Source organism: Comamonas sp. wu1-DMT (assembly GCF_040187805.1).
GTDB lineage: Bacteria > Pseudomonadota > Gammaproteobacteria > Burkholderiales > Burkholderiaceae_C > Comamonas > Comamonas thiooxydans.
Window position 1 is genome coordinate 93,011 of sequence record NZ_JBANEM010000010.1, and the last position, 24,768, is coordinate 117,778.

25 protein-coding genes are annotated in these 24,768 nt (G+C 61.7%); 14 read left to right on the forward strand and 11 right to left on the reverse strand.

The features are described from left to right. Positions 1–84 precede the first annotated feature (84 nt). Positions 85–852 carry an SDR family NAD(P)-dependent oxidoreductase gene (locus V8Z78_RS15410; RefSeq protein WP_349731636.1) on the reverse strand — a complete coding sequence of 256 codons (768 nt, stop codon included), beginning with the start codon at positions 850–852 and terminating at the stop codon, positions 85–87. A 108-nt stretch (positions 853–960) separates the two neighbouring features. On the opposite strand from V8Z78_RS15410, the gene V8Z78_RS15415 reads away from it, so the two are divergent. The 3 genes from V8Z78_RS15415 to V8Z78_RS15425 all read left to right on the forward strand — a co-directional run bounded on the left by V8Z78_RS15415 (position 961) and on the right by V8Z78_RS15425 (position 3,669). Beyond that, the gene (locus tag V8Z78_RS15415; RefSeq protein ID WP_279086614.1) at positions 961–1,872 is read left to right on the forward strand and encodes a LysR family transcriptional regulator; all 912 of its coding nucleotides are present in this window, start codon (positions 961–963) and stop codon (positions 1,870–1,872) included. Between the two features lie 44 nt (positions 1,873–1,916). Continuing rightward, the gene (locus V8Z78_RS15420; protein WP_057091834.1) at positions 1,917–2,357 is read left to right on the forward strand and encodes an acetyltransferase; all 441 of its coding nucleotides are present in this window, start codon (positions 1,917–1,919) and stop codon (positions 2,355–2,357) included. Positions 2,358–2,757: 400 nt separating this feature from the next. Further along, the gene (locus tag V8Z78_RS15425; RefSeq protein ID WP_349731637.1) at positions 2,758–3,669 is read left to right on the forward strand and encodes a bifunctional GNAT family N-acetyltransferase/nucleoside diphosphate kinase regulator; all 912 of its coding nucleotides are present in this window, start codon (positions 2,758–2,760) and stop codon (positions 3,667–3,669) included. Between the two features lie 162 nt (positions 3,670–3,831). Here the strand turns inward: V8Z78_RS15425 and V8Z78_RS15430 are convergent, their stop codons facing one another. Next, complete coding sequence (locus V8Z78_RS15430) at positions 3,832–4,209, reverse strand: steroid Delta-isomerase (RefSeq protein ID WP_349731638.1); 378 nt, start codon at positions 4,207–4,209, stop codon at positions 3,832–3,834. Between the two features lie 153 nt (positions 4,210–4,362). Beyond that, positions 4,363–5,136 carry a 3-alpha-hydroxysteroid 3-dehydrogenase gene (locus V8Z78_RS15435; RefSeq protein WP_046461354.1) on the reverse strand — a complete coding sequence of 258 codons (774 nt, stop codon included), beginning with the start codon at positions 5,134–5,136 and terminating at the stop codon, positions 4,363–4,365. 154 nt (positions 5,137–5,290) lie between these two features. Here V8Z78_RS15435 and V8Z78_RS15440 point away from each other — a divergent pair, with 154 nt between their 5' ends. The 7 genes from V8Z78_RS15440 (at position 5,291) to V8Z78_RS15470 (ending at position 12,701) form a co-directional block, all read left to right on the forward strand. Beyond that, positions 5,291–7,306, forward strand: a complete 2,016-nt coding sequence (locus tag V8Z78_RS15440) for an NADPH-dependent 2,4-dienoyl-CoA reductase (protein WP_046461353.1) — start codon at positions 5,291–5,293, stop codon at positions 7,304–7,306. A 16-nt stretch (positions 7,307–7,322) separates the two neighbouring features. After that, positions 7,323–9,449, forward strand: a complete 2,127-nt coding sequence (locus tag V8Z78_RS15445; RefSeq protein WP_046461352.1) for an NAD(P)/FAD-dependent oxidoreductase — start codon at positions 7,323–7,325, stop codon at positions 9,447–9,449. A 222-nt stretch (positions 9,450–9,671) separates the two neighbouring features. After that, positions 9,672–10,256 (forward strand): nucleotidyltransferase family protein, encoded by a 585-nt coding sequence (locus V8Z78_RS15450; RefSeq protein ID WP_046461351.1) that lies wholly within the window; start codon positions 9,672–9,674, stop codon positions 10,254–10,256. 123 nt (positions 10,257–10,379) lie between these two features. Continuing rightward, complete coding sequence (locus V8Z78_RS15455) at positions 10,380–10,856, forward strand: GNAT family N-acetyltransferase (RefSeq protein ID WP_349731639.1); 477 nt, start codon at positions 10,380–10,382, stop codon at positions 10,854–10,856. Between the two features lie 238 nt (positions 10,857–11,094). Then, entirely contained in the window at positions 11,095–11,586 is a 492-nt protein-coding gene (locus tag V8Z78_RS15460; RefSeq protein ID WP_004341242.1) for a hypothetical protein, read from the forward strand. A 280-nt stretch (positions 11,587–11,866) separates the two neighbouring features. Beyond that, positions 11,867–12,274: an aminoglycoside phosphotransferase family protein gene (locus tag V8Z78_RS15465; protein ID WP_349731640.1), complete on the forward strand. Its 408-nt coding sequence runs from the start codon at positions 11,867–11,869 to the stop codon at positions 12,272–12,274. A 13-nt stretch (positions 12,275–12,287) separates the two neighbouring features. After that, positions 12,288–12,701: an aminoglycoside phosphotransferase family protein gene (locus tag V8Z78_RS15470; protein ID WP_349731641.1), complete on the forward strand. Its 414-nt coding sequence runs from the start codon at positions 12,288–12,290 to the stop codon at positions 12,699–12,701. A gap of 52 nt (positions 12,702–12,753) precedes the next feature. Here V8Z78_RS15470 and V8Z78_RS15475 read toward each other — a convergent pair whose 3' ends face one another. Genes V8Z78_RS15475 through V8Z78_RS15490 form a run of 4 tightly spaced genes read right to left on the reverse strand, consistent with a single transcriptional unit; the run spans position 12,754 to position 15,031 of the window. Beyond that, a complete protein-coding gene (locus V8Z78_RS15475) occupies positions 12,754–13,014 on the reverse strand; it encodes a hypothetical protein (RefSeq protein ID WP_034360276.1) in 261 nt (86 codons plus the stop codon). An 18-nt stretch (positions 13,015–13,032) separates the two neighbouring features. Next, positions 13,033–13,425 carry a nuclear transport factor 2 family protein gene (locus tag V8Z78_RS15480; RefSeq protein ID WP_349731642.1) on the reverse strand — a complete coding sequence of 131 codons (393 nt, stop codon included), beginning with the start codon at positions 13,423–13,425 and terminating at the stop codon, positions 13,033–13,035. 17 nt (positions 13,426–13,442) lie between these two features. Continuing rightward, a complete protein-coding gene (locus V8Z78_RS15485) occupies positions 13,443–14,342 on the reverse strand; it encodes an MBL fold metallo-hydrolase (RefSeq protein ID WP_349731643.1) in 900 nt (299 codons plus the stop codon). A gap of 50 nt (positions 14,343–14,392) precedes the next feature. Next, on the reverse strand, positions 14,393–15,031 hold the full coding sequence (locus tag V8Z78_RS15490) for a DsbA family protein (protein WP_046461348.1): 639 nt from the start codon (positions 15,029–15,031) through the stop codon (positions 14,393–14,395). A gap of 79 nt (positions 15,032–15,110) precedes the next feature. On the opposite strand from V8Z78_RS15490, the gene V8Z78_RS15495 reads away from it, so the two are divergent. Beyond that, positions 15,111–16,046 (forward strand): LysR family transcriptional regulator, encoded by a 936-nt coding sequence (locus tag V8Z78_RS15495; RefSeq protein ID WP_046461347.1) that lies wholly within the window; start codon positions 15,111–15,113, stop codon positions 16,044–16,046. 239 nt (positions 16,047–16,285) lie between these two features. On the opposite strand, the gene V8Z78_RS15500 is transcribed toward V8Z78_RS15495, so the two are convergent. Together V8Z78_RS15500 and V8Z78_RS15505 are read right to left on the reverse strand one after the other, a co-directional pair. After that, positions 16,286–17,056 (reverse strand): glucose 1-dehydrogenase, encoded by a 771-nt coding sequence (locus tag V8Z78_RS15500; RefSeq protein ID WP_279086633.1) that lies wholly within the window; start codon positions 17,054–17,056, stop codon positions 16,286–16,288. Positions 17,057–17,316: 260 nt separating this feature from the next. Then, positions 17,317–18,741: a coniferyl aldehyde dehydrogenase gene (locus V8Z78_RS15505; protein ID WP_046461345.1), complete on the reverse strand. Its 1,425-nt coding sequence runs from the start codon at positions 18,739–18,741 to the stop codon at positions 17,317–17,319. 124 nt (positions 18,742–18,865) lie between these two features. On the opposite strand from V8Z78_RS15505, the gene V8Z78_RS15510 reads away from it, so the two are divergent. The 3 genes from V8Z78_RS15510 to V8Z78_RS15520 all read left to right on the forward strand — a co-directional run bounded on the left by V8Z78_RS15510 (position 18,866) and on the right by V8Z78_RS15520 (position 22,327). After that, a complete protein-coding gene (locus tag V8Z78_RS15510; RefSeq protein ID WP_231879603.1) occupies positions 18,866–20,200 on the forward strand; it encodes a spinster family MFS transporter in 1,335 nt (444 codons plus the stop codon). Between the two features lie 22 nt (positions 20,201–20,222). Continuing rightward, on the forward strand, positions 20,223–21,059 hold the full coding sequence (locus tag V8Z78_RS15515; protein WP_280008287.1) for an SDR family NAD(P)-dependent oxidoreductase: 837 nt from the start codon (positions 20,223–20,225) through the stop codon (positions 21,057–21,059). 158 nt (positions 21,060–21,217) lie between these two features. Next, positions 21,218–22,327 (forward strand): aromatic ring-hydroxylating dioxygenase subunit alpha, encoded by a 1,110-nt coding sequence (locus tag V8Z78_RS15520; protein WP_046461343.1) that lies wholly within the window; start codon positions 21,218–21,220, stop codon positions 22,325–22,327. 174 nt (positions 22,328–22,501) lie between these two features. Here the strand turns inward: V8Z78_RS15520 and V8Z78_RS15525 are convergent, their stop codons facing one another. Together V8Z78_RS15525 and V8Z78_RS15530 are read right to left on the reverse strand one after the other, a co-directional pair. Continuing rightward, entirely contained in the window at positions 22,502–23,227 is a 726-nt protein-coding gene (locus V8Z78_RS15525) for an EthD domain-containing protein (protein ID WP_046461342.1), read from the reverse strand. Further along, positions 23,224–24,519, reverse strand: coding sequence for an MFS transporter (locus V8Z78_RS15530; protein WP_223305663.1), 1,296 nt, complete (start codon positions 24,517–24,519; stop codon positions 23,224–23,226). Before V8Z78_RS15530 ends, V8Z78_RS15525 begins: the two co-directional genes overlap by 4 nt. Positions 24,520–24,768: the final 249 nt, after the last annotated feature.

Here is a 24,768-nt window from a genome sequence, read left to right on the forward strand (position 1 = left end):
GTGTCTGCATGCATCCCATATGCCTTGACCGCCCCGGCGCTGCCGGGCAAGGCCGCGCTCCGAATGGAGTTGCCTGGCATACGCTCAGAGCATCATGCCACCAGACACTTCAATGCGCTGGCCCGTGACCCAGTTGTTGCCATCGGCAAGCAATGCGGCAACCGCGGCACCCACATCGTCGGGGCGCCCCGCCCGGCCCATGGCGGTCAGGCCACTGATATGGGCGTTGAGCTGCGCGTTGTCGCGCACCACGCCGCCACCGAAATCAGTCTCTATGGCGCCGGGTGCAATGGTGTTCACGGCGATGCCGCGTGCGCCAAGCTCCTTGGCCAGATAGCGCGTCATCACCTCAATGCCGCCCTTCATCACCGCATAGGCGGCGTAGCCGGGGAGGCTGAAGCGTGCCAGCCCGGACGAGGTATTGATGATGTGTCCGCCGTCCCGGATCAGGGGCAGCAGTTTCTGCGTCAGAAAGAACGTGCCCTTGAGGTGAATATCGACGAGCAGATCGAACTGCTCTTCCGTGGTTTCGGCAAACGGCGCCACCAGGCCGATACCGGCATTGTTCACCAGATAGTCCAACTGTTCGCGCTGCCAGGTATCGGCCAGCACGCGCCTGACGCTGTCGGCAAATGCGGCAAAGCTCTTGCTTTCACCAACGTCCAGGCGCAGCGCCACGGCGCGACTGCCCTGTGCCTCGATGCGGGATACCAGCTCCTGCGCATCGCTTTCGCTGTCCTTGTAAGTGATGATCAGCTGAACGCCGAGCTCGGCCAGCTTGAGGGCTTCGCTACGGCCCAGGCCACGGCTTGCGCCGGTGATCAATGCGATACGGGGTGCAGATACTTGCATGTCGGTCTCATGGAGGATGTCAACAAGCCAGGACTTTAGGTGTTCTCCATTCATGAATAAACACTTTGAAAAAGATCGCACTGTTCACTTTGAAAATACAATAAAGCCATGGATTTCAATGCGCTTCATGTGTTCACCCGCGTTGCCGAACTCTCCAGCTTCACCCAGGCCGCAGAGCAGCTCGGGCTGACCAAAAGCCGTGTGTCTACCGTGGTACAGCAGCTGGAAAAGCAGCTGGGAACCCGTCTGCTGCAACGCACCACGCGGCATGTCCGGCTGAGCGCCGATGGCGAGCAGTTCCTTGAGCGCAGCAAGGAACTCATGGCCGACCTGGAACAGCTGCAAGCCATGTTCCAGCCTGCCGCCAGCGGGCTGCGAGGCAGTCTGCGCATCGATATGCCCAACTCTCTGGCCCGGGATGTCGTCATTCCGAAACTGCCCGAATTCCTCTCGGCCCACCCTTTGCTGGAAGTAGGCATCAGCACCAGCGACCGCCGCGTGGATGTGGTGCAGGAAGGCTTTGACTGCGTGGTGCGCATCGGCCCGCTGGCAGATACCGACCTGATCGCCCGCACCATCGGTGCAATGGAGATGTGCAATCTGGCCAGTCCCGCCTATCTGGAGCGCCACGGCACGCCCGTAACACTGGCCGATCTGTCACGGCACCGCATCATTCACTATGCGAACCAGCTCGGGCGGCATGGCGCGGGCTGGGAGTACCAGCGCGGCAAGGAGATCGCTCTACATCCCGTGCGCAGCGCCCTGGTGGTCAACGGCACGGATGCCTATCAGGCCGCCTGTCTTGCCGGTCTTGGCATGATTCAGGCACCCGTCCGGGGTGCGCGCCATCTGCTGGATCAGGGCCTGCTGGTCGAGGTCATGCGCGACTTCAGGGCGGCGCCCATGCCGGTGTCCCTGCTCTACCCGCATCGCAGGCATATCGCGCCACGGGTCACCGCCTTCCTGAACTGGATCACCGAGGTACTGGCGCCCCATCTGACAGGCATGGACCGCTCTTGATGCCAGTCCCCGGGGCAAGCATGGTGCATATGCATAATTCGGCGATGACTTCCATTCGAGCTTCCCGCCCCGACGAAGGGGCACGAGCGATAGAGATCTGGCGCCATGCCGTTGATGCCACGCATGACTTTCTGAGCCCGCAGGATCGCTCCGAGATTGATGAGATGGTGTGCGGCTTTCTGCCAGACGCCCCGCTGTGGTTCGCCGTCGACGAGCAGGACTATCCCCTGGCCTTCATGCTCATGGACCAGGGCCATATGGAAGCGCTGTTTGTGGACCCCGCTTTCAGACACCGGGGCCTCGGTGCGGCGCTGGTGCGCCACGGCCTGGCACTGCATCCCGAGATGAGCACCGATGTGAACGAGCACAACGCTCAGGCAGTGGGCTTTTACGAACGCCTGGGCTTCAAGCGCACGGGCCGCTCCCCGCATGACGGACAAGGCCGCGCCTACCCGATCATCCATCTGAAATACGCCAATCCCTGAATGGCCGGCCTGGCTGGACTACGCGCGTCGACCCGGCACGGATCGTAATATTCAGCGCTTCAAATGCTATCCAAATAAGAGCATCTTGCGCCTGTCTTTTATTGATCATGACCATAAAGCATTCGAAGTTCGAATGCAGTCAAGCGCAAGCAGCTTCTGAATACAGAGCATCGACAGCCGCTGTGTTGCAGCGCCGGCGCCATGGCTTCTCCGGCTTCGGGGCAAGCACCGCACGCCACACCGCTGGCTTGCCATAGACCGAGCAAAGAGATGCGAGATCAGCGCTGCGCCTGCGCAGCAGAATCTGCTTGCCTAGAATCGGCGACTGTGTCGAAAGAACCGTCATGGCCCGCGCCGTGGCCATGAAAGGCTTTCATTCTTGCAACCGACGGTGTTGAAGATGAGCAAGCCTTTCATATCCCTGTGCCCGGAAATCACGCGGGCCAATGCACTGAATCTGATGGACTGGCTGAGCGACGAAGACGTCGTGCGCCACCTCAGCGATTCGCGCCATGTCTCGCGTCACATAGAGCAGCTCATCGACCGGGTTCAGCTGCCCATACTCACCCATCTCTTCAATCAGGGCGGCCGCTTCTTCATGGCCTACGACCGCGACGACCTGCCCGTGGGCTTCGTGCGCCTGATCCGCAATGGACCGGACTGCGAAATCGTGCTGGTCATCGGCAAGCGCGACAACTGGGGGCGCAAGCTCGGCGCCAGCGCCTTGCACGAGGGCATGAAGCTGGCCTTTTTCGACATGCGTGCCGAAAGACTGATTGCGAGGATCCATGCCGACAACACGCGCTCGCTCAAAGCCTTTGCGCACAACGGCTTTGTGCTGGAGAGTGAAACGCCTGCACTCAAGTCCTATGCGATGACGGCGCAGCGCTACCTCCAGCGCTTGCGCGCCGGGCTGCCGGGAGCGGCGGGCGGCATTTGCATCACCGCCGTGGATCAGGCACGCCTCAGAGATCTGCTCGCCCTGGAATGGGAGTCGCAAGCGGCCGATCTGGAGCATGAAATCGAGCGCGCCTGCGTGGTCGATGCGCGGCAGGTGCAGCGCAATGTGGTCACGATGAACTCCAGAGCCTTGCTGCGCCTCGATGAGGAGGCCGTCGAAGTGGCCCTGGTCTACCCAGAGGATGCCGATGACAGTGCCGGAAGGCTCTCGGTCTTCTCGGGCGTGGGCACGGCCATTCTGGGCTGTCGGGAAGGGGACCGCATCGACTGGCGGATTCTCGATCGCACCTGCCATATCCGGATCGAGAAAGTGCTCTACCAGCCCGAGGCAGCCGGGCACTTCCATCTGTAAGCCGGCTCAGGCTGGGGGCATTCGCTGCACCGCCTTGAACAATAAAATCAATAGCATCTCCCGCTGTATATCAATGGATTTCAGATTCAAAGAGTCTTGCAATCCTTTTAAATCAGGCGAAGACAGCTTCCATATCAGAAGCAGTCAAGTGCCTGACTCTCATCAGACGGCGGCGTGAATATTCTTCTCGCCAAACAAGGCGCGCATGCTCACCACCTTGCCCGCGCCATTGAAGCGAAAGTGATCGATGGGCGCAATCACGGTCTTGCGGCCCTGGTGTTCGAAGCCGACGGTGAAGGCGAAGGCCGCTTCGTCGGCGACCGCGCGCACCTCCTGCGTCAGCTCCACTGCCAAAGGCAGCTTGAGAGAGTTGGCGTAGAACGCGCGAATCGCCGCACTGCCACGCCGGGGCTCGGAGCCCACGGGGTCCTCCACTGTGGCGTCATCGGCAAACAGCGCGACGATGCCGTCCAGATCGCCGGCATTGAGCGCAGCCACATAGCGCTGCACCACGGCTGTCATATGTTCTGGGGTATTCATCTCAAATCATCCTTTTAGCAAGTGCCGTTGAAAACCGGCAATGCCCAAACGGGGGCAGCAAGCAAAAAAACCGCCTTGCGGCGAGGCCGTCGTTGCCCTCCTGCAGAGAGAGGAAAGGCGCAGGAGCACCAAGGCAAAGCGCCTCAGGAGATGTCAGAACTGTGTCGGACGCATCACAGCATCAATGCCGCCATCAATGACGATCTGCGCGCCATGCACATAGCTTGCGGCCGGGCTCATCAAAAAGGCGATGACCGACGCCATCTCGGACGGCTCGGCTCGGCGGCCCATGGGAGGCACGAACTTGGCAATGGATTCGCCATAGCGAGGATCCTGCAGGCCCGCCTGCAGCAAGGGAGTCTCGGTCGCGCCGGGGGCGATGGTATTCAGACGCACGCCGGCCTGGCCCCAGGCTGCGGTGCGTTTGCGCACAGCCACCGTCAAGGCATTCTTGCTGCCCGCATAGGCCAGATTGCCGCCCTGCTCTCCCGCTTGTTCGACAATGGCGCGGGCCTTGGCTTCCTCGCCGGCCTCCAGTGCCGGTGCCAGTGGGTTCTTGTCAAAAGCCAGATGAGCGGAAGCCACGGACGAGATGACGACGGCTGCGGGCTGATGGCCTTTTTTCAGCTCTGGCAGAAAGGCATCCAGCAGCTCGGTCGCGCCAAAATAATTGACCGAAACCACATTGCCAAGCACCTTGGTCTGCGGTCCCAGGCCGGCGCACAGCACCAGGCCGTCCATGCCCTTGCTGCACTTCGCCAGTACATCGGCAATCGCCTGCTTTCGACCTTCGGCCGTCGAGAGATCGGCAATCACTTCCGCATCGCGTATATCGATGCCTACGATCTGGTGACCGGCCGCTTCCAGGACCTTGCGCGTAGCGGCACCAATGCCGGTGGCGCAGCCGCTCATCACGATGATGGACATGTCTTGTCTCCTTTTGTCTGGGTGGTGATGGCGCACATCAAAGCCCATCATGAACAACCAGACTACATGCAAACGGACGATGTAATTCCCCTAGGGAAAATTTACCGTGGCCCTTCCTACACTGGCGCAACGTTTGCGTGTGAGGAAACCAGCCATGTACCCCCATCTCTTCCAGCCCATCACCATTGGCCACATCACCCTGAAGAACCGGATTCTGATGGGCTCCATGCATACCGGGCTGGAGGATCAGGCGCAGGGTTTCGAGAAGCTAGCCCTCTTCTATACCGAGCGTGCCCGGGAAGGGCTGCAGCTCATCGTCACCGGCGGCTTCGGCGTCAACGAGTGGGCGCTGGGCATGCCCGAGCATGCCGAGTTCTCGACGCTGTGCACGCCCGAGCAGGCGGCCCGGCACCGCCTCATCACCGACGCCGTGCATGCCGAAGGCAGCCATATCCTCATGCAGGTACTGCATGTGGGCCGCTACGACCACGGCAGCGGCGGCGTCTCGCCCAGCAGCGTGCTGTCCAGGCTCAGCAACCGCAGCTCGCGCGAACTCAGCGCGACCCAGATCGAGCAGATCATTGCCGACTATGTGCGCTGCGCCTGCCTGGCCCGCGAAGCCGGCTATGACGGCGTGGAAGTCATGGGCGGCGAGGGCTATCTGATCAACCAGTTTCTGGCGCCGCTGACCAACTTCCGCACCGACGAATGGGGCGGCGATGCCGCCGGCCGCAGCCGCTTTGCGCTGCGCATCGTGCAGGGCATACGCGCGGCTGTGCCCGAGAACTTCGTCATCAGCTTTCGCCTGTCTCTGATGGACCTGGTCGAGCATGGCAGCCACTGGAAGGAAGTGCTGGACCTGGCCCGCCAGCTGGAAGCCGCTGGCGTGAACCTGTTCAACACCAGCGTGGGCTGGCATGAGGCGCGCATTCCCACCATCGCCATGATGGTGCCGCGCGCTGCATTCAGCTGGGCTGCCGAGCAACTCAGGCAGGCAGTCAGTGTCCCCGTGGCGGCCAGCAACCGCATCAACACCCCCGAAGTGGCCGATGACCTGATTGCCCAGGGTCATGCCGACATGGTGGCCATGGCTCGCCCCTTTCTGGCCGACCCGGCCTTTGTGCGCAAGGCGCAGGCGGGCCAGAGCAGCGCCATCAACACCTGCATTGCCTGCAATCAGTCCTGTCTGGATCGCATCTTCACGCGCCAGCAGGTCAGCTGCCTGGTCAACCCCAGAGCCTGCCGCGAATGGGAATGGCCGCAGGAAAAAGCCGCAGTTCCGCGCAAGATCGCCGTACTCGGTGCCGGACCTGCAGGACTGGCCTGCGCGCGCGAGGCGGCCGACCGAGGCCACAAGGTGACGCTGTTCGAGCCCGGCATCCGCGTCGGCGGCCAGTTCTTTCTGGCGCAGAAAGTGCCCGGCAAGCAGGAGCTGGGCGAGACGCTGCGCTATTTCGAGCATGAAATCCAGCGCCTGGGCATAGAGCTGCGGCTCAACACCACACCGGACATCGACACCCTGAGCGGATTTGATCATGTGGTCGTGGCCACGGGAGTGACACCGCGACGCAGCGGCATCGAGGGCGAGAACAGCTCCAAGGTGGTGGACTATATCGAGGCCTTGCGCAGCCCCCGCTTTGTCGGCGAACGCGTGGCCATCGTGGGCGCAGGGCCTCTGGGCTTTGACATGGCCGAGCTGCTGGCCCATCACAAGTCCGACGACGGCAGCGTGGCCGCCTTTGACCGCGAATGGGGCATCGATCCCGAACGCGAGCTGCGCGGCGGCATCAAGGCCAGCAAGAAAGCCGATTCGCCACGTCAGATCTGGCTGCTTCAGCGCAGCAAGGCCGCCATGGGCAGCAGCCTGCCCACCACCACGGGCTGGATTCGCCGCACCCGGCTCAAGAACAAGAGCGCACGCATGTTCAACGATGTGGAGTACATCCATATCGACGACAACGGCCTGCACCTGCGCATACGCGGAGAGCAGCGCTGCCTGAGCGTGGACAACATCGTGGTCTGCGCCGGCCAGGAATCACATGACCCCTGGTCATCAAGGCTTCAAGCACAAAACATTGCGCACACTGTGATTGGGGGCGCGCGCAATGCTCACAAAATTGATGCAGCGCGCGCCATCGAAGAAGGGGCCGAACTCGGCCGAAAACTATAGGAGACAGCGAAACAAAATGAGCAATCCCCACGCATCAATGCTGGAGCCGGGCCGTATCGGCACCATGGAGCTGAAGAACCGCATCATCATGGCCCCCATGGGCGAGAACTACGGCGGCATCGACGGTATCTGCGGCGAACGCGCCCAGGACTATTACGAAGAGCGTGCCAAGGGCGGCACCGGCCTCATCATCATGGGCACGGCCGCCATCTCCTGGCCCACCGGCACCAGCGAGCCGCACCAGCTGGGCATCTCCAATGACAGCTTCATCCCCGGCCTGGCGGAAGTCACGCGCCGCGTTCACTCGCACGGCGGCAAAGTCGCCATCCAGATCAATCACAGCGGCAAGGTCGCTGCCAATGACCGCACCCACGGGCGCGAGATGTGGGTGTCCTCGATTCCGCCCGACGGCCCTGTGGCCGAAGCCATGCGCACCGTCACGCCCAAGGAGTTCTCGACCTTTGTGGGGGTTAGCCCCTACCCCGACCGCTACCGCGTGATGGACAAGGCCGATATTGCACAGATGGTGGAATGGTTTGCTGCGGCCGCCCTGCGCGCCAAGCAGGCCAACTTCGATGCTGTGGAAGTGCACTGCGCGCACAACTACATGATCGCCAACTTCCTCTCTCCCTTTTTCAACAGCCGCAGCGATGAATACGGCGGCAGCTATGAAAACCGCAGCCGCCTGCTGCGCGAGGTGCTGACTGCCGTGCGCGAGCGCGTGGGCGCTGACTTCCCCATCTGGGTCCGCATCGACGCAGAAGAAATGCACACGCCCGGCGGCATCACCATGGACGAGGCGCTCAAGACCGCCAAGCTCTGCGAAGAGCTGGGCGTGGATGCCATCAACGTCTCGGCCTATGCGCGCCTGCCCACAGGCACGGCCTTCACCGATGCACCGATTCCGCAAAAGCAGAATGCCTATCGCGAATTTGCCACCGGCATCAAAAAGGCCGTCGGCATTCCCATCATCTCGGCCGGCCGCTGGGAGCTGGATGCCGCCGCCGCCGCCATCAGCAATGGCGAGATTGACTTTGTGGCCATGGGCCGCAAGCTGCTGGCCGACCCCGACCTGGCCAACAAACTGCAAGCCAACGCCGCCCAGAGCGTGCGCCCCTGCATTTATTGCTATGCCTGCGTGAGCGAGATTTTCATCAACAAGGGCATCAAGTGCGCGGTCAACGCACAGACCGGCCACGAGGCGACCAAGACCATCACCTTTGCCGAAAAGCCCAAGCATGTACTGATCGTCGGTGGCGGCCCTTCGGGTATGGAAGCCGCCCGCGTCGCCGCCCTGCGCGGCCATCGCGTGACGCTGGTCGAGCGAAGCGACCGCCTGGGCGGCACGCTGTTCTTTGCCGCACTGGCCTATCCCGAGAACGGCCGCCTGCTCGACTATCTGGTGCGGCAGATGGACCACCCGAACATCCAGCTGCGCTTGAACACCACAGTCGATGCCGGGCTGCTGGCCGAGCTGCAGCCTGACGAAATTCTGGTGGGCACCGGCGCCAGGCGTGCCGCGCCCGCCATCGAAGGCGCGCAGCAAAGCCATGTCTGGAGCGGCGACGAACTGCGCCGTCTGATGACGGGCGATCGCGCCGAAGAAATTGCCAAGGCCAAGCTGAATCTGGCCGAGCGCGCGCTGTTCAAGGCCGGCGGCATGTTCAAGGTGACGGACAGCACGGCAGCGATCCAGAACCTGTCCAAGCTGTGGATGCCCCTGGGCAAGCGCGTGGTCATCATCGGCGCAGGCCTGGTCGGCCTGGAACTGGCCGAGTTCCTGCTCGATCGCGGCCGCGAAGTCACCGTGCTGGACCCTGGCACCCATCCCGGTACCGAACTGGCCATCGTGCGCCGCTGGCGCGTGTACGACGCCGTGAAGAAGCACGGCAAGCTGCTGATGCAGTCCAACGTCACGCGCATCGAGCGCAAGGAAGTCGTCTGGACGGACAAAAAAGGCGAGGAATACCGCACGCCAGCCGACTCCGTGGTGCTGGCCATTGGAGCCGAGGCCGACTCCGCCGTTGCCGACCAGCTGCAATCCCTTACCCGGACTCCCGTGCGCCGTATCGGCGACTGCCAGGATCTGGGCTATATCGAAGGCGCCATGCATTCAGGCCATCAGGCCGGGCGCGAAGTCTGAAGATACTCCTTGATAGCTGAAACCGCCTGCGTGCATGGAGCGCACAGGCGGTTTTCCATTGGCATCACAGTATTTCGGCAGCACCAGGCCCTTTGCCGATTGCCGGCATGCAGCCAGCCGGAGCGAGAGGCTTCCTTTGGCCGGAAGCGGGTTTTCGCAACCGAAGCAAAATAGGCTCGAACCTGCCTCTCACTTTTGCTCCACCAAGGATTGACTGTCCCGATGCCTACGCCTGAGCGCTTCGTTGCGGATGTCCTCCAAAATAGCAACAATCGTACGATTCTTGAACGCTGGGATGATTTGAATCTTCCAGACGGCTGGCTTGTTGCAGGCTGCTTATTTCAGACAGTTTGGAATTTGCAGGCGCAGCGGAATCCAGAGGATTCCATCAAAGACTACGATCTCTTCTACTTTGATCCATCGAGCACCACTGACGGTGCGGAGCAGAAGATGCAAGCACATGCCGATCGCGTTTTACGCGACCTTGGCATCAAGATTGAAGTCACGAACCAAGCTCGGGTTCACCTGTGGTACGAGTCATATTTCGGTCGCCCATATGAGGCACTGCGAAGCTCTTGCGAGGGAATAGACCGGTTCCTGATCCCAGCTACCTGCGTGGGTCTTCGCCCAGGCGGCCTCTATGCACCGAACAGCCTGGATCTGATCTATGACGGAGTTTTGGCACTCAATCCATTGACGCCGCATCGTGAGCTTTTCCAACAAAAGGCCGAGTCTTACCAAGCGCGTTGGCCATGGCTGCGAATCGTTGCCCAGGGTCATCAGCCTCAGAGAATTGTTGCACGCTGATGTGTGCATGCATGTCCGCCCTGGATCGTGCCGGGACGGTGGCCTAGCGGCCACGAGCAGACCTTACACTTCGGTGCAGACCGTTCAATTTACTCACGGCTCGTACTATGAAAAGTCTTTCCCATGTCTAAAAGTAACGCTGCAACAACTGTAGTAGTAAGAGAAGTCCAACCACATGAATTTGAAGCCTGGCTTTCGCTCTGGGATGGCTATAACGCTTTCTATGGAAGGTCCGGAGCTACCGGGCTGGCGAAGGAAATTACCCAAAAGACCTGGGAGCGATTCTTCAATCCCATCGAACCTGTATTTGCGCTGGTCGCTGAAGATGCAGGAGAAGTGGTTGGCCTAGCTCATTACATTTTTCACCGTAGTACTACGAGACTTGGTCCGGTCTGCTATCTGCAGGATCTTTTCACGGCCCCGAAAAGGCGTCAGCTTGGAGTTGGCAAGGCCCTGATCAGCAGCGTCTATAAGCAAGCAATACTGGCTGGCTCAAATCGCGTCTATTGGCAAACACAAGCAACCAATGAAGCCGGCCGAGCGCTCTACGACAAATTAGCCAAACATAGCGGTTTCATCGTGTATAGCCATGAACTGTAGTCTCTCACTCCAAATGGACGAATGAGGTTCGTCAATTGATGGTGGCTTTGGGTTGACTCGATGCTCGAATGCAGCCGCTGCTTTCAACCTGGATGGTCTTGCCCAATGCCGGCCTCCGCATCGACCTGGTCAGGGCAGGCATGGCCCACAGCGCCCAAGCTTGAGATAAACCCAGCCTCACAAACTGTATAAAGAAACAGTAGACTTTGGACTTGATAGCTCCAGGAAAAGTCCAGACATGCCAGCAGAACTCGAACCAGAAGACGTATCCATCTTCGAAGACCGCCTTTGGCACCACAAGGGCTGGGAAGCCCGCGTCATCAAGAATGAAGACGACGATGGCTGGGCAGTGTCAATGACCCAAGACGGCCAGGCGGAACCAGCTCTGGTCGGCCCATGGACCATGGGGCGCGACAAGAAGAATCCCAAGCCTCTTGATGTGTCGGCCTTCAACACGCTGGTAAAGACTGCCAGCGAAGTGATACGTCGCCATGAGCAGCACCAGGCGGCGCTGTTGCACAAAGCCATACAGATTGAAGTGCGCGGATTGCGCGTGACGGTAGCTCTCGATATTGAGCCCGATGAGGACAATCCCACGGCGACTCTCACTGCCACCGCGGCGGACGGCAGCGAATTGGCCAGGGTACGAGTCCGGCCGGACCATAGTCTCACCCGTGCGTCTGCACAGCGCTGGGCAGACGCAGGCTACCCGCGTGAGAGCGAGGACTGAACCTCAGGACAAGACCCTTGCTCAGAAGTCGAGGGGACCTTTCAGGGCAACCAATGTCCGTAGCATGGCCTTGGCTGCTTGCGGAAGCTGGCTTGAGCACCGGAAGAAAGTAATGCCGGAGAAATTGAGCACACCACCCAGCCAGCCTTGATAGGCATGCCCGACACTCCGGAGCCCCGGTCAAGGAGCTGCATTGAGCAGTTGAAGCCACAGTCGTCAGCGGACATTGGATACCGCACCACACCTTCGGATTGCATGAGTTAGCTCGAAAATCAGCCAGATGCCCCACCTCGACCTGTTTGATATCCATCTCCACCGCTGGAGTGCGAAGGCGGCTGGTGACCCCTTCACAACTCATACAAGTGACCTTCTGCCAGTCATCCTTGCAAGGAACTTGGCAGATCTTCCAGCGATGATCAAGATCACGCGAAACCTTGACGAGCGCATCGGCGGCAGAGTGCTTCAATGGTGGGACGGCAATGGAGCAGCGCGAGTCTATGCTTGCGACCAAGATTCAGGAGCGCTACTGATGGAGCGCGCAACCGGCTCCAAGCATTTGCTGCACATGGCTAGAGAAGGCGAAGATGATGCAGCGACAAGCTGTATCTGCCACACCATCGAGCAACTGCATTCAAAGAGATCCTCCGCACCACCTGAAGAACTGCTGACGCTGACGGATTTTTTTTAGGTCACTCGCGTTGATGGCGCAGCAGGAAGGCGGCTTGATGGCCGAATGCGCAACGGTGGCAGCTGAGTTGCTGAATGAGCAGCGCGAGCCTGTCGTCCTGCATGGCGATACGCACCATGGCAACATACTCGATTTCGACAGACGTGGATGGCTGGCGATAGATCCAAAGCGCGTCACAGGTGAGCGGTACTACGACTACGTTAGCGTGCTGTGCAACCCCGACCTGGAGACTTGCACCGACCCGGGGCGCTTCGCGCGGCAGCTTGCAGTAGTCATCAATGTCACGGGGCTGGAACGTCGGCGTTTACTCAAATGGGTTATGGCTCACGCCGCTTTGTCGGCAGCCTGGTTCCTGGAGGACGGAGAGCGCACCAGGGCCAACAGGCAGCTGGCCGTTGCGCATCTTGCGAGGCAGGCACTGGGATGAGGCTTCCAGCTCTGCCGCCAAAAGGCCGGCTCTCGGACGGCCGGCCTCGGGTTCACGCGCCGGACCGAGCGCGCAGCGCCGCTTCGAACCGGGCCAGCTCCTGCTGCAGCGTGCCGCGCTGCCTGAAGCGCAGCCCTGCCCGCTCATACCAGTTCTCGGCGTCCTCCAGATCGCCTTCCTGCAGATGCAGCAGTCCGTGCAGCCAGGCCGCGAGCAGGCCTTCATGTCGCTGCACGGCATCGTGCGCGGCATTCCATTGCCCGGCCCGCATCAGCGACAGAATGGCTTGCAGCTGCGCATTGACTTCGCTCATGGCAGGACTCCGTCGCGCTCAGGCCAGCAGCGCCTGCTGCACCAGGTGGCTGTCCACATACTGCTCCATGCTCGTGATCCTGCCGTCGTTAAGCCGGTACAGGTGAGCGAAGCCCGCCGTCATCGCCTTGCCCGTCTTGCGGTAGGTTCCCGAATAGACGCCGAAGGCTGCCACACGGTCGCCATCGGCCAGGTAGGTGTGGACCTTGGCGCTGTAGCCGTCCCACTCCGTCGCCAGCCGCTGGAACACGCCCGAGGCAATCTGCTGCGGGCCGACATAAGTTCCGGCATAGGGAAAGCCGGCGGCCTCGGTCCATCTGGCATCGGGCGCCAGTGCCGCCAGCAGATTCCTGCCGTTCTCCTCGGACGAACCTTCGTAGGTCGCGCGGATGATATCCAGATTGGTGGTCATGGTGTGCATCCCGGGCTTCAGCCCCACTTCATCTCACCCGTGGCCACCTTGGCGCCGATCTGCAGCGCGGCGGCCAGGCCGGCGTCAGGATAGCGCTTGTTCATGGCTGCGATCAGCGCGTCGCCATTGGCCGCCCTGGCCAGCTCCTGCTCGAAGGCCAGCAGGTACTCGCGGGTGTAGTTCACTGCCGAAACATCCAGCGCTCCATGGGCGCCCAGGTGGCCCGGCACGACCACGGCCGGATTGCGCGCAGCGATGGCTTCCAGGTTCTTTACCCAGGCCGCGCGAGAGGCTGCCGTCGGGGTATCGGCCGTCCACACATGCAACCCGGAGAAGATCAGCACGCCACCGAAGACTGCATTCAGCAAGGGGACCCACAGGTAGCGGCGGTTCTCCAGTCCTTGTGCGTTGACGATTTCGATGGTGTTGCCTTCCAGCATCAGTGCAGGGCCGTCATAGGCTTCAGGAAAGACGATGTCGACGAGCTTCTGCGGACCGTTCTCCTTGAGCTGAGGCGCCCAGGTAGCTATCTTCTTTTGCACGTTGGCGCGGATGGCGGCAATGGTGTCGGAGGCGGCCAGCACCCTGGCAGCGGGGAAGGCTGCCTTGATCGGGCCCAGGCTGAAGTAATAGTCCGGGTCGCTCTGGCTGACGTAGATGGTGGTCAGCTGCTTGCCCGATGCCTTGATGGCTTCGGCCACGGCACGGCCATCGGGCAGGGAAAAGCCGCCGTCGATGAGCATGGCCTCCCTGTCGCCCGATAGCAGCACGGGCGCACGGAAAAAGCCCTTGTCGCCTGCGGGAAAGTGCTTCCATTGCAGCCTGGAATGGCCGCTCACAGCTGCGGCGCAACCAGCCAGGCCTGTGGCAATGCCGGCAGCGGCGGCGGCTTGGACAAAGTCTCGGCGATTCATCATGATGGTCCTTCAGTGAATTTCAAGAATGGCAGGGGTCAGACGCGAAAGGTTCAGGCCGCGCTGAGTTGCTCGGCAAAGGCCTGCGGGTTGGAGTAAGCGGCACTGGAGTTCAGCAATTGGCGCTGGCCATTGGTTTCCAGGATGAAGCTTGGAACGCCACGCGCGCCAAGCTGGCTCTGCAGCGCCTTTGCGCCTTCGATGCGGGCGCGATTGGCAGCCAGCAGCTCGCCATCGGACCGGAGCAGGCTTGCAGCAGCCTGCTCCAGCCCCAGGGCCTGCAGAACCGCCATCAGTGTGTCCGGTTGCGTGATGTCCTCGCCATTGACGTAGCGGGCATGCTGAATGGCCTCAAGGGCGTCAAGCTCACGCTCTGGGGTGCACAGACTGACAGCGCTCAGCGCAAGGGTGGCCGGGCCGCTGTCGAACAGTTGCTGACGATCCGACAGCACATGGCTGCGGTAGCGCTCGCTAAAGCGCTGGCCCGTTAGGCGCTCGATGCGCTGATCGTTGCTCCAGGCATAGGCGGCAAAGCCATCGTCCATGAGACGTGCACCCGCGCCTGCGAAAAGGCCGCTGGGCAGCAGCCGCAGTTCGACCTCAGGCACTTTGCCCAGAGCCGCCACCGCTGCGGCGGCACCGTAGCACCAGCCGCACAGAGGGTCGAATACGTAATGCAGGGTCTTGGTCACCGAGGGCTCCGTTGCTTCAATACCGTGATCGTAGGAACAAAGCATTGACAGAAAAAGCCTGATCGAATAGATAAACTGTATGTCAATGGCAAACAATTTAGAAGAATCCGTCGCCGGCAGGCTTGCCAATCTCAAGCGCCTGGCCTACTTCGCGGCCGTGGTGGAAACCGGCAGTTTCACGGCTGCTGCGGACCGGCTGAGCATCACCAAGGCCGTGGTCAGCCAGCAGGTCGCAAGGCTGGAGCGCGAATTCCACACGACGCTTCTGACCCGCACCACCCGCAAGGTCGTTCCCACCGATGCAGGCCGGATCTTTTATCAACGCTGCGCATCCATCCTCAAGGAAGCGGGCGATGCTTTCGACGAGCTGGGGGAAGTGGCGGCCGAGCCTTCGGGAACCTTGCGTCTGACCGCCCCGCTGGACTATGGCATCACGGCAGTGGTGCCAGCCATCACCGAGTTCACGCGGCACTATCCCCAATGCAAGGTGGACGCAGTGTTCAGCGACCAGCCGCTTGATCTGATGTCGGGGCAGGTCGAGCTGGCAATCCGCGTCGGCTGGCTTTCCCACTTGAATGTGCAGGCCCGTCAGATCGGGAGCTTCAGGCAATTGCTGGTCGCAGCTCCCTCATTGCGCCGGCAAGTGACGCAGCTCAAACAGCCACAGCACATCAGCGAGCTGCCCTTTGTCGCGAACACGGCCTTGCGTGAACCCTGCAACTGGAGCTTCTCGCGAAGCGAGCTGGAGTGCCAGAGCGTGACGGTACACCCTGCGATCTCGCTTGATGCGACACTGGCCGTGCGCGAAGCCGTGCGTCATGGGGCGGGCTTGTCGGTACTGCCCGACTTCGCCGTGGCCGATGATTTGAAGAGCGGCGCGCTGATACAGGTGCTGCCCAGTTGGTCGCTGCCATCGGGGGGCGTTCATGCCGTGTTCCCGACTGCACGATTCCGACCGGCAAAGGTCAAAGCCTTCGTGGACCTGATGCAGGAGCAAATCCGCTCCAGGGCATGACCAGGGCAGGCCATCAGGCAGCTGACAAGCGGCTCGGGCGATGGCATGCTGAAGCCACACCGGACCACTACCGCACAGCAGCCACGCCATCCGGGCAGCAGCTTGCAGACCTTGCCATTGCGCTTGACCGGGAACGCAGCGGCTCGATTCCTGCTGCGGATCGAGCTCAAGCGACATCGTCAAGAGTGCATAGAAAAAGGGAGCCGAGGCTCCCCTTTTCCTGAGCAATGCCATCAGACTCAGAAGTTGGGCGCCTCCACACCTCCGTCCACCCCCAGCACTTTGCCAGTCACCCAGCTCGATGCGGGGCTGGCCAGAAACAGCGCGGCACTGGCAATGTCTTCGGGCTGGCCCATGCGTGCCATGGGCGTGGTTTTTTCCATGCGCTCCTTGCGATCCGGCGTGAGAAACGGTGCCAGTGCATCGGTCATGATAGTGCCGGGCTCGATGGCGTTGATACGCACCCTGGGACCGAAGTCCTGCGCCAGGCAGCGTGTCATCTGGTTGAGAGCGGCCTTGGCTGCACCATAGGCGCTGAAGTACTTTTGCGAGTAGCGTGCCGCCGTCGACGAGATATTGACCACGGCTCCGCCGCCCGCAGCTTCGATGGCCGCAGCCGCCTTCTGGATCAGCGTGTATGCAGGCACCACATTGAAGGCAAGCATGTCGCCCACGGCCTTGCCCGCCACCTTGCGCGGGTCGTTGGGGCCGCCACCGCCCACATTGTTGATGAGCACATTGATCTTGCCCAGCTCCTCCACAGTGCGGACGATGAGCTTGTCCAGATCTTCTTCCTTGTTCACATCGCCCTGCACGGCAATGGCGCGGCGGCCCAGCGCTTCAATTTCGGCCTTGACGGCCTGCAGATCCGCCTCGGTGCGCGCAAACAGCGCCACATCGGCACCGGCCTTCGCCAGCGTGACAGCGCATGCACGACCGATACCCTTGCCCGCGCCGGTCACCACGGCCACCTTCCCCTCCAGCGAAAACTGGCGAAAAATCTCGTTCATGTCTATTCCTATGATTGCGTTCAGACCCGCCCATGCTCTGTACGAAACGCTTTCAGGGCATCAGCCAAACGGACCATGGGACAAGCCCCATGGCCAGCCCCTGCAGCTTGCGTCAACACGCAAGAATTGAGCCCTTGAAATGGATAGCGCTGCACCAGGGCAGAGCCGCGAATCAGGCAAAGTCCAGATCAGGGACAGCGAGCAAGGGCCAAAGCTGCCCCGCAGCGAGGCTGCCGTCTTCCTCAGCGAAGCACAGCGGCTCAGGGGGTGACTGCGGCCTGCAGCATCTGTTCGAACTGCGGGTTGTAGGGCGGCAGCATGCCCCACTCGCGGCGCGGGTCGTGGTTGCCGGCCTTGTAGACGGAGCGGGCATGGCTGAACTCGAGAAAACCCTCGCGGCCATGATAGTGGCCCATGCCCGAAGCGCCCACGCCGCCAAACGGCGCATCCTCCAGCGCCGGATGCATGACCACATCATTGATGGAGACACCGCCGGACAGCGTGTTGTCCAGCACCCAGTTCTGCTCCGTCTCGTCGCTGCCGAAGTAGTACAGGGCCAGCGGGCGCTCACCGGCATTGATCGCGGCCACGGCGTCGCGGATGTTCAGGAAGCTGCGCAGTACCACGGCCGGGCCAAAGATTTCGTGCTGAGAGATTTCGGCTTCGGCTGGCGGGTTGACGACCAGCGCCAGCGGCAGGCGGCGGTCTGCGCCGGCTTGCGCGGCGCCGACTTCCAGCACGGTCAGACCGCGCGCCTTGGCATCATCGACATAGGCTTTCACACGTGCGTGGTGGCGCTCGTTGATCACGGGCGTCATATCTGCGTTGCCTGTCACCGAGGGATACAGCGCCTGGTATTGCGAGGCAATGCCATCGGCCAGCGCCTGCAGGCGCGATTCATGGACCCAGACCACATCGGGTGACACGCAAAGCTGGCCGGAGTTGAGCGATTTGCCTACGGCGATGCGTTCGGCCGCATTGGCGATGTCGGCGGAATCACCCACCAGCACGGGAGACTTGCCACCCAGCTCCAGCGTCACGGGCACCAGGTTTCTGGCGGCTGCAGCCATGATGAGCTTGCCCACGCTGGTGGCGCCCGTGAAGACCATATGATTCCAGGGCTGCTCGGCAAATGCCGCAGCCACTTCGGGGCCTCCCTGCACCACGGCCAGCACCTGGGGATCAAAGCGCTTGGCCACGGCCTCGGCCAGCACCTGGGCCGTACGCGGCGCAATTTCGGAGGGCTTGAGCACGGCCCGGTTGCCCGCCGCGAACGCGCAGGCCAGCGGCGACAGCAAGGTGAACAGAGGTGCATTCCAGGTGCCGATGATGCCGATCACGCCCTTGGGCTGGTATTTGACCCAGGCCGTGGCGCCAAACATGTCAAAGGGTTTGACGCTGGGGCGTTCGGAGTCACCCAGCCAGTCCCTGAGGTGATCGCGTGCATGCTTGAGCGAGGAGAGCGAGCCAAGAATGTCATTGGCCAGCGAGAACACGGCGGGGCGGCCACCAAAGTCTTCGCCCATGGCCTGGCAAAGTTCCTCCTTGTGCTCCACCAGCATGTCGATGACTTGCTGAATGCGCTGCATGCGCACATCGGCGCCGACCGCAGCCTCTTCGATAAAAGCCTGTTTTTGCATGTCCAGCAGCTGGCGAATGCCGATGGACGAATTCGTCTGGGTCATTTTGTCTCCTCGATATTTCTCTTGAAAGCCATGAACGGAAGGCACATGCTCAGACCTCCGGATTTCGTGGTCGTCGTCCAAAAAGACGATGGCATAACCCTAGGCCCCTCGCACGATGCAGCGCATGCACACCCATCAAACCCCGCCTCCCGCCGTCAGCTGGCGCACTCATCTCAGCCTCGCCCTGCTGGCGCTGGTCTATATTTTCTCCTTCATTGACCGACAGGTTCTGTCTATTTTGCTGGAGCCCGTCAAACAGGAATTCGGCGCCTCCGATACCGAGATGGGTTTGCTCACGGGGCTGGCCTTCGGTCTGATCTATGCCATGCTGGGTGTGCCTGTGGGGCGTCTGGCCGACACCCGCAACCGCCGCAACATCGTGGCCCTGTGCTGCGGGATCTGGAGCCTTGCCACCGCTGCCTGCGGCGTGGCCACCCAGTACTGGCACATGCTGCTGGCCCGCATGAGTGTGGCCGTGGGCGAAGCCGGCGGCATGGCGCCCTCGGTGTCCATAGTCTCGGACCTGTATCCTCCCAAGATGCGTTCGTTTGCCATCAGTCTTTTCATGATGGGCCCCAACCTGGGAACGCTGCTGGGACTGGTCATAGGCGGCATGGTGGCCCAGCATTACGGCTGGCGCTCCGTGTTTCTCGCCTTTGGCATTCCGGGCGTGATTCTTGCGCTGCTGGTGTATTTCTTTGTCAAGGAGCCGGCACGTGGCGCCTATGAAAGCATCAAGCCCGCCGCTCAAGACAGCGCTCCGCGCGAATCCATGTTTCGCCAGCTCAGGCGCCTGCTGGGCATGGCGTCGCTGCGCTATATCTGCATCGCATGCGGCGTGGCCGGTATTGCAGGTTATGGCTACGGTGTCTGGGCGCCGAGCTTTTTCATGCGCATTCACGGCATGAGCATCTCTCACGCCGGCCTGGTGTTCGGCCTGGCCAGCGGCCTGGGTGCCGTGTTCGGCGCCATGTTCTGCGGCTGGCTCAGCGACAGATTGACCCAGCGCGACTCGCGCTGGCAGCTGCGCCTGGCTGCCATGGGCACCTTGTGCGCCGTGCCTGCAGGCGTCGCCGTGTTTTTCTGGCCCGTATCCGACTTCTGGACGGTTGCCGGCATCAAGGTCCCCTATGCCATGGCATTTGCCCTGCTGTTCGGCTTTTTTGCGAGCTGGTTTGCCACGCTCTCATACAGCGCCGTCAGCCAGATGGTGACTGCAGCCGAACGCAGCGTCGCCTCGGCACTTCTCAATCTTTTCATGACCTTGCTGGGCGTGGGCCTGGGGCCTCTGGTAACCGGCATTCTGTCGGACTACTTTGCCCGGACCCACGGCTCCGAAGGCCTGCGCTGGGCGCTGATGGGCGTGACCTCGCTGCTGGTCATCACTTCGCTTTTCTTCGCGTTAGCCATCCGCCCCTATAAGCAGCGCCTGCAGCAGTTGCAGATGAATGCCGCCTGATCATCAAAAATTGGAGACTCTCATGAGCCGACCCGTAGTTCTCATCACCGGTGCCAGCCGCGGCATTGGCGCTGCAACCGCCGTCTTCTTTGCCATCAAGGGATGGCGCGTGGCCATCACTGCCCGCACGCTGACCGACGGTGCGCAGATGGAAAACCAGCTGCGCCTGCCAGGCGGCCAGCTTCTGTCCGGCAGCCTGGAGTCCACAGCCAAGGCCATTGAGGCCGCTGGCGGCGAGGTGTTTCCGCATGTCATGGACCTGATGGACCTGAGCAGCCTGGACAAGGCCGCCGACGCTGTGCTGAAACGCTTTGACCGTGTCGATCTGCTGATCAACAACGCTGTCTACCAGAACCGCGAGATCAACCATCTGATCCCCGAGATAACGGCCGAGTCGCTGCAGCGCTCCATGCTGGGCAATGTCATCGCCCCTTTCCATCTGGCTCAGCGCCTGCTGCCGGCCATGGCGGCACAAGGCGGCGGCCGCATCATCAATGTGTGCTCGGCTGCGGGCCAGTACAACCCGCCCGTGCCGGCCGACCAGGGCGGCTGGGGCTTTTCCTACGGGGCTTCCAAGGCCGCCATTGCGCGCCTGGCCGGCTGCATCAACACCGAGTACAAGCAGCAGAATGTACGCGCCTTCAGCGTCAACCCCGGCGTGGTGACGACCGAGGCCGTCAAGGCCACGCTGGGCGACGATGGCCTGCTGGCTCAGCGCTATGGTGCCTCCACCCCCGAAGAAATTGCGGCGGCACTGTTCTGGCTGGGCACTGAGAAAGACGCTCTGCCACTGGCCAAGAGTCACACCATGATTGACCTGCAACCACTTCACAAAGAGCGCGTGGCTGCGACAACGTGAGCAGCAGGTAAGCGTGCGCAAACACCCAAGCAAGGGCAAACCCTGTGCGGTTTGCGCCAGATCAAAGCCGCGCCTTCACTCGTCCAAACAGAGTATGCGCGGCAACGCCGCTTGCCAGAAGATTCATCCGTCCAAAACTAAATACGGAGACCTCTGCAATGGCAACCACGAAGGACTACCGCCTCGGTGAATTCACCTACCCACGTGGCTGGTTCATGATTTCCGAGGCCAAGGCGCTCGACACCCACAAGCCCGTGGCCGTGCGCTTCTTCGGCCAGGATTTCGCGCTGTACCGTGGCCGCGAAAGCGGCAAGGTCGTGCTGCTGGACGCTTACTGCCCTCATATGAAGACCCATCTGGCAGCGCCCAATGCCACCAGCTATGTGGTGATCGACGGAGGCGGCAGCAATGTGGAAGGCGACGGCATCCGCTGCCCCTATCATGGCTGGCGCTTCGGAGCGGACGGCAAGTGCAACCACATCCCCTATCACGACGGAGCCATCCCGGCTGCGGCCGCGGTCAAGAGCTGGAAGGTGGTCGAGCAATACGGCGCCATCTGGGTCTGGTTCGATCCCGAAGGCGGCGAGCCCGACTACGATCTGCCCACTTTTGGCGACTGGTGTGACGAGACCTATGTCAACGGCCAGTGGGATTACCTGGGCGAGCTGAACCAGCATCCCATGGAGGTCGTGGACAATATTGCCGACTATGGTCATCTGAGCCCCATCCACGGCTCCACCGTGGCGCGCTTCGAGAACGAGTTCAAGGGCCACAACGCCATCCAGCGCCAGTGCGGCGGCCATCGCACCCTGGTGGGCGAAGGCGGCGCCAGCGCCGATCTGCACACCGACACCTGGTACCACGGCCCCGCCATCCTGGTCTCCAAGGTCAGCGGCATGTTCAACTCCTTCATGATGATCATGCATACCCCCATCGAGGACGGCAGGATCAAGGTCTGGCACAACCTGCTGGTCAAGACTGCACATGGCGGCCTGCCCACCAAGGCTGACGAAGTCGCAGCCAAGCAGTACCAGGAAGCCAGCCGCCTGGCCTTTGCCCAGGACTTCGAAGTCTGGTCTCAGAAGGCGCCCTGCCTGAACCCTCTGTTCATCCCCAGCGACGGAGCCTTCCTCAAGGCCCGCATCTGGTACAAGCAGTTCTACAACCCGCGCGCCAAGGCGGGCGAGTATCTGGACCAGTGCGAAGGCAGGTACATTCCTCGCGGCATGGTGGCCTATACCCAGGAAACCGAGGAAGCGACGGCCTGATCCCGTGAATCTCCAAGGCCAAAGGCCCATGCGCTTGCATGGGCCTTTTTGTCGAGGTGAAGGTCTGCCCTATAAAACCATAGCTTCCAACGCTTTATCTCCATGGAAATTCAATACAAAACATATTGAAATCCTTATTCATAAAGCGCAAGCAGCTACTATCTTTTCAAGTCCTCAAGGTCTGGCATGCGTCACCTCAGTCAGCATGAAGACATGCACGCCCCAGCCGAACTCGCCGTCCTGCGCACGGGCCGAAACATCGAGTGAAGCCGCTGCCGCCTGCGCCTGCTCCACCGAGTCAAACCACCACTCGACCACATGGCGGTAGCCGTAGCCGAAAGGAGGCTGCTCATCGATGGTGTTGCAGACAATGCGGCTGGCCAGGCCCAGAGCAAGGCTCTGCCACTGCGGCGGACAAATCTCCGGCAAGACCGCAGCCCCGCGCCAGACGTCGCTGCGCTGCAAAAAGCCGATCAGCATGACTTGTTTGTGCTGCGGCAGGACATCTACGCTCAGGCTGCCACGCAACACCTGCTGACGGCACAGCAGCGAGAAATTGCGAACATAGTCGGCAAACACGCGCGGCTCGTCGGGGCGCATGACAGCCAGGGTTTCGGGGTCGCTCCAGATCGCAGAGCCTGCTTCGCGCTCGGCCAGCACCATGAGGTTGACGCCGTCATAGTCCTTGCTCAGCTCTGCGGCATCTGCCTGTAGGTGGCGTGAGCACTGGGCCACGGCCTTGACGCGCTGGCCCACGTTGCGGCACTGGCGGCCCAGCGCGGAATGCTCGCGCCAGGCCTGCGCGAACTCCTCCGGGCGCAGCGCCGGGTTGCGCCGCGCCAGATAGATCATCTTCCAGACGACGCAAGAATCCTTCCCGGTCACTTCTTCCGCCTTCATGCGGCAACTGCCACGGGGGCGTGGGCCTTGCGATAGGCGCCGGGGTAATGCTGCAGAGCACGGTAAAACGCCCATACCGCGGGCAACAGCGTGCACATCATGATCGCCATGGCATAGCGCAGGCCTTCGCCGGGCGCAACGGTGTTGAGCACATCACTGAGCCAGCCCGCCACGATAGGCCCCACTCCGTTGCCCAGCAGGGCTCCGGCCATCAGAACCATGGCGCTGGCCGTGGCTCGCCGCTCGGTCGGCACGACCAGGCTCAGGGCTGCGTAGGTGGCCGGAGCCCACCAGGATGTGAAGAACGAATAGATCAACATGCAGGCCATGGACAGCATGAACATGTCCGAGCCCACCAGCAGATAGCCGAAACCCAGCACCATGGCCACGCTGGTGCCGATCACGGGGATGCGAATCTGCCAGCGGACATCGCTGCGCGCCAGCCGGTCCGTCAACCAGCCAGAGAACAGGCTGCCCGAGACCGAGAGCACAGCGGCCCCTGCAGAAATTGTCCCCGCCTGTTTGAGACTGAGATCGAAGCGCCGCGCAAGCAAAGCCACATTCCAGGCGCCGATCGAGATTCCCGCGATCAGGACACAAGCAGCGCCCACGATCAGAAACCGGGTCACGGGCTCTTTCCATATCAAGGCGACGGCAGATTTGGCCTGCTGCCCGCCGTCCTGCGGGTCGGAGATCATCTGCGCGATGGTACGAACGGGTTCGCTGATGCTCAGGCGCAGCACCAGGGACAGGACCATGATGGCCACACCGATGATGACCATGGTCACACGCCAGCCCCACCACTCGGCAAACAACGGCCCCAGCAGCAAGGCCAGCAAGGCGCCCATCGCATTGCCGACACCAAAGACACTCATGGCACGCGAGCGCTCATGGGGCTTGTACAGATCGGCCAGTATGGACATGGACGCAGCGCCGCCACCGGCATCCCCCAATGCGGCACCGGCGCGCGATGCAGTCAGTCCACCCGAACCAGTGGCCAGCGCTCCCAGCGCCGCCACGCTGCCACCAACGCCACGGCACCAGGCAATCAGGCTGCGGCGCTCTTGTCTATCTGCCAATCGTCCCAGAGGAATGCCCAGCACTGCGAACGTCAGCGCAAAACCGAGTCCGGTGATCAGGCCGATCTGCAAGTCCGAGAAGCCGAACTCCTGCTTGATGGGCTGCAGCAGCACAGCCAGGATCTGCCGGTCCATGAAGGTCAGAGCAGACAGGGCCGTCAGCAGCACCAGCACATACACTCTGGATGAGCTTTGATGATTTTTGTTTGTCATTGTTTTCTTGGTTTTTTGCATCACGTCATGGCTCTCGCCGCTGCTCACGCCTCAGCAGCGCTGTCTGCCCTCGGGCGCAAGGAGCGCGAGAGCAGGTCTTTGCGCACGTCTCGCATCGCGGCCGCATCCATGTCCAGTCCGATGGCGCCGCCTTGAGCATCGTGGTCATGAGCAGCCGCCCTCACATCGTCCCAACGGACGATTCCCTAACCCTGATTGGCCTTGGGTGCGGATTGCCTCTTAATGGAA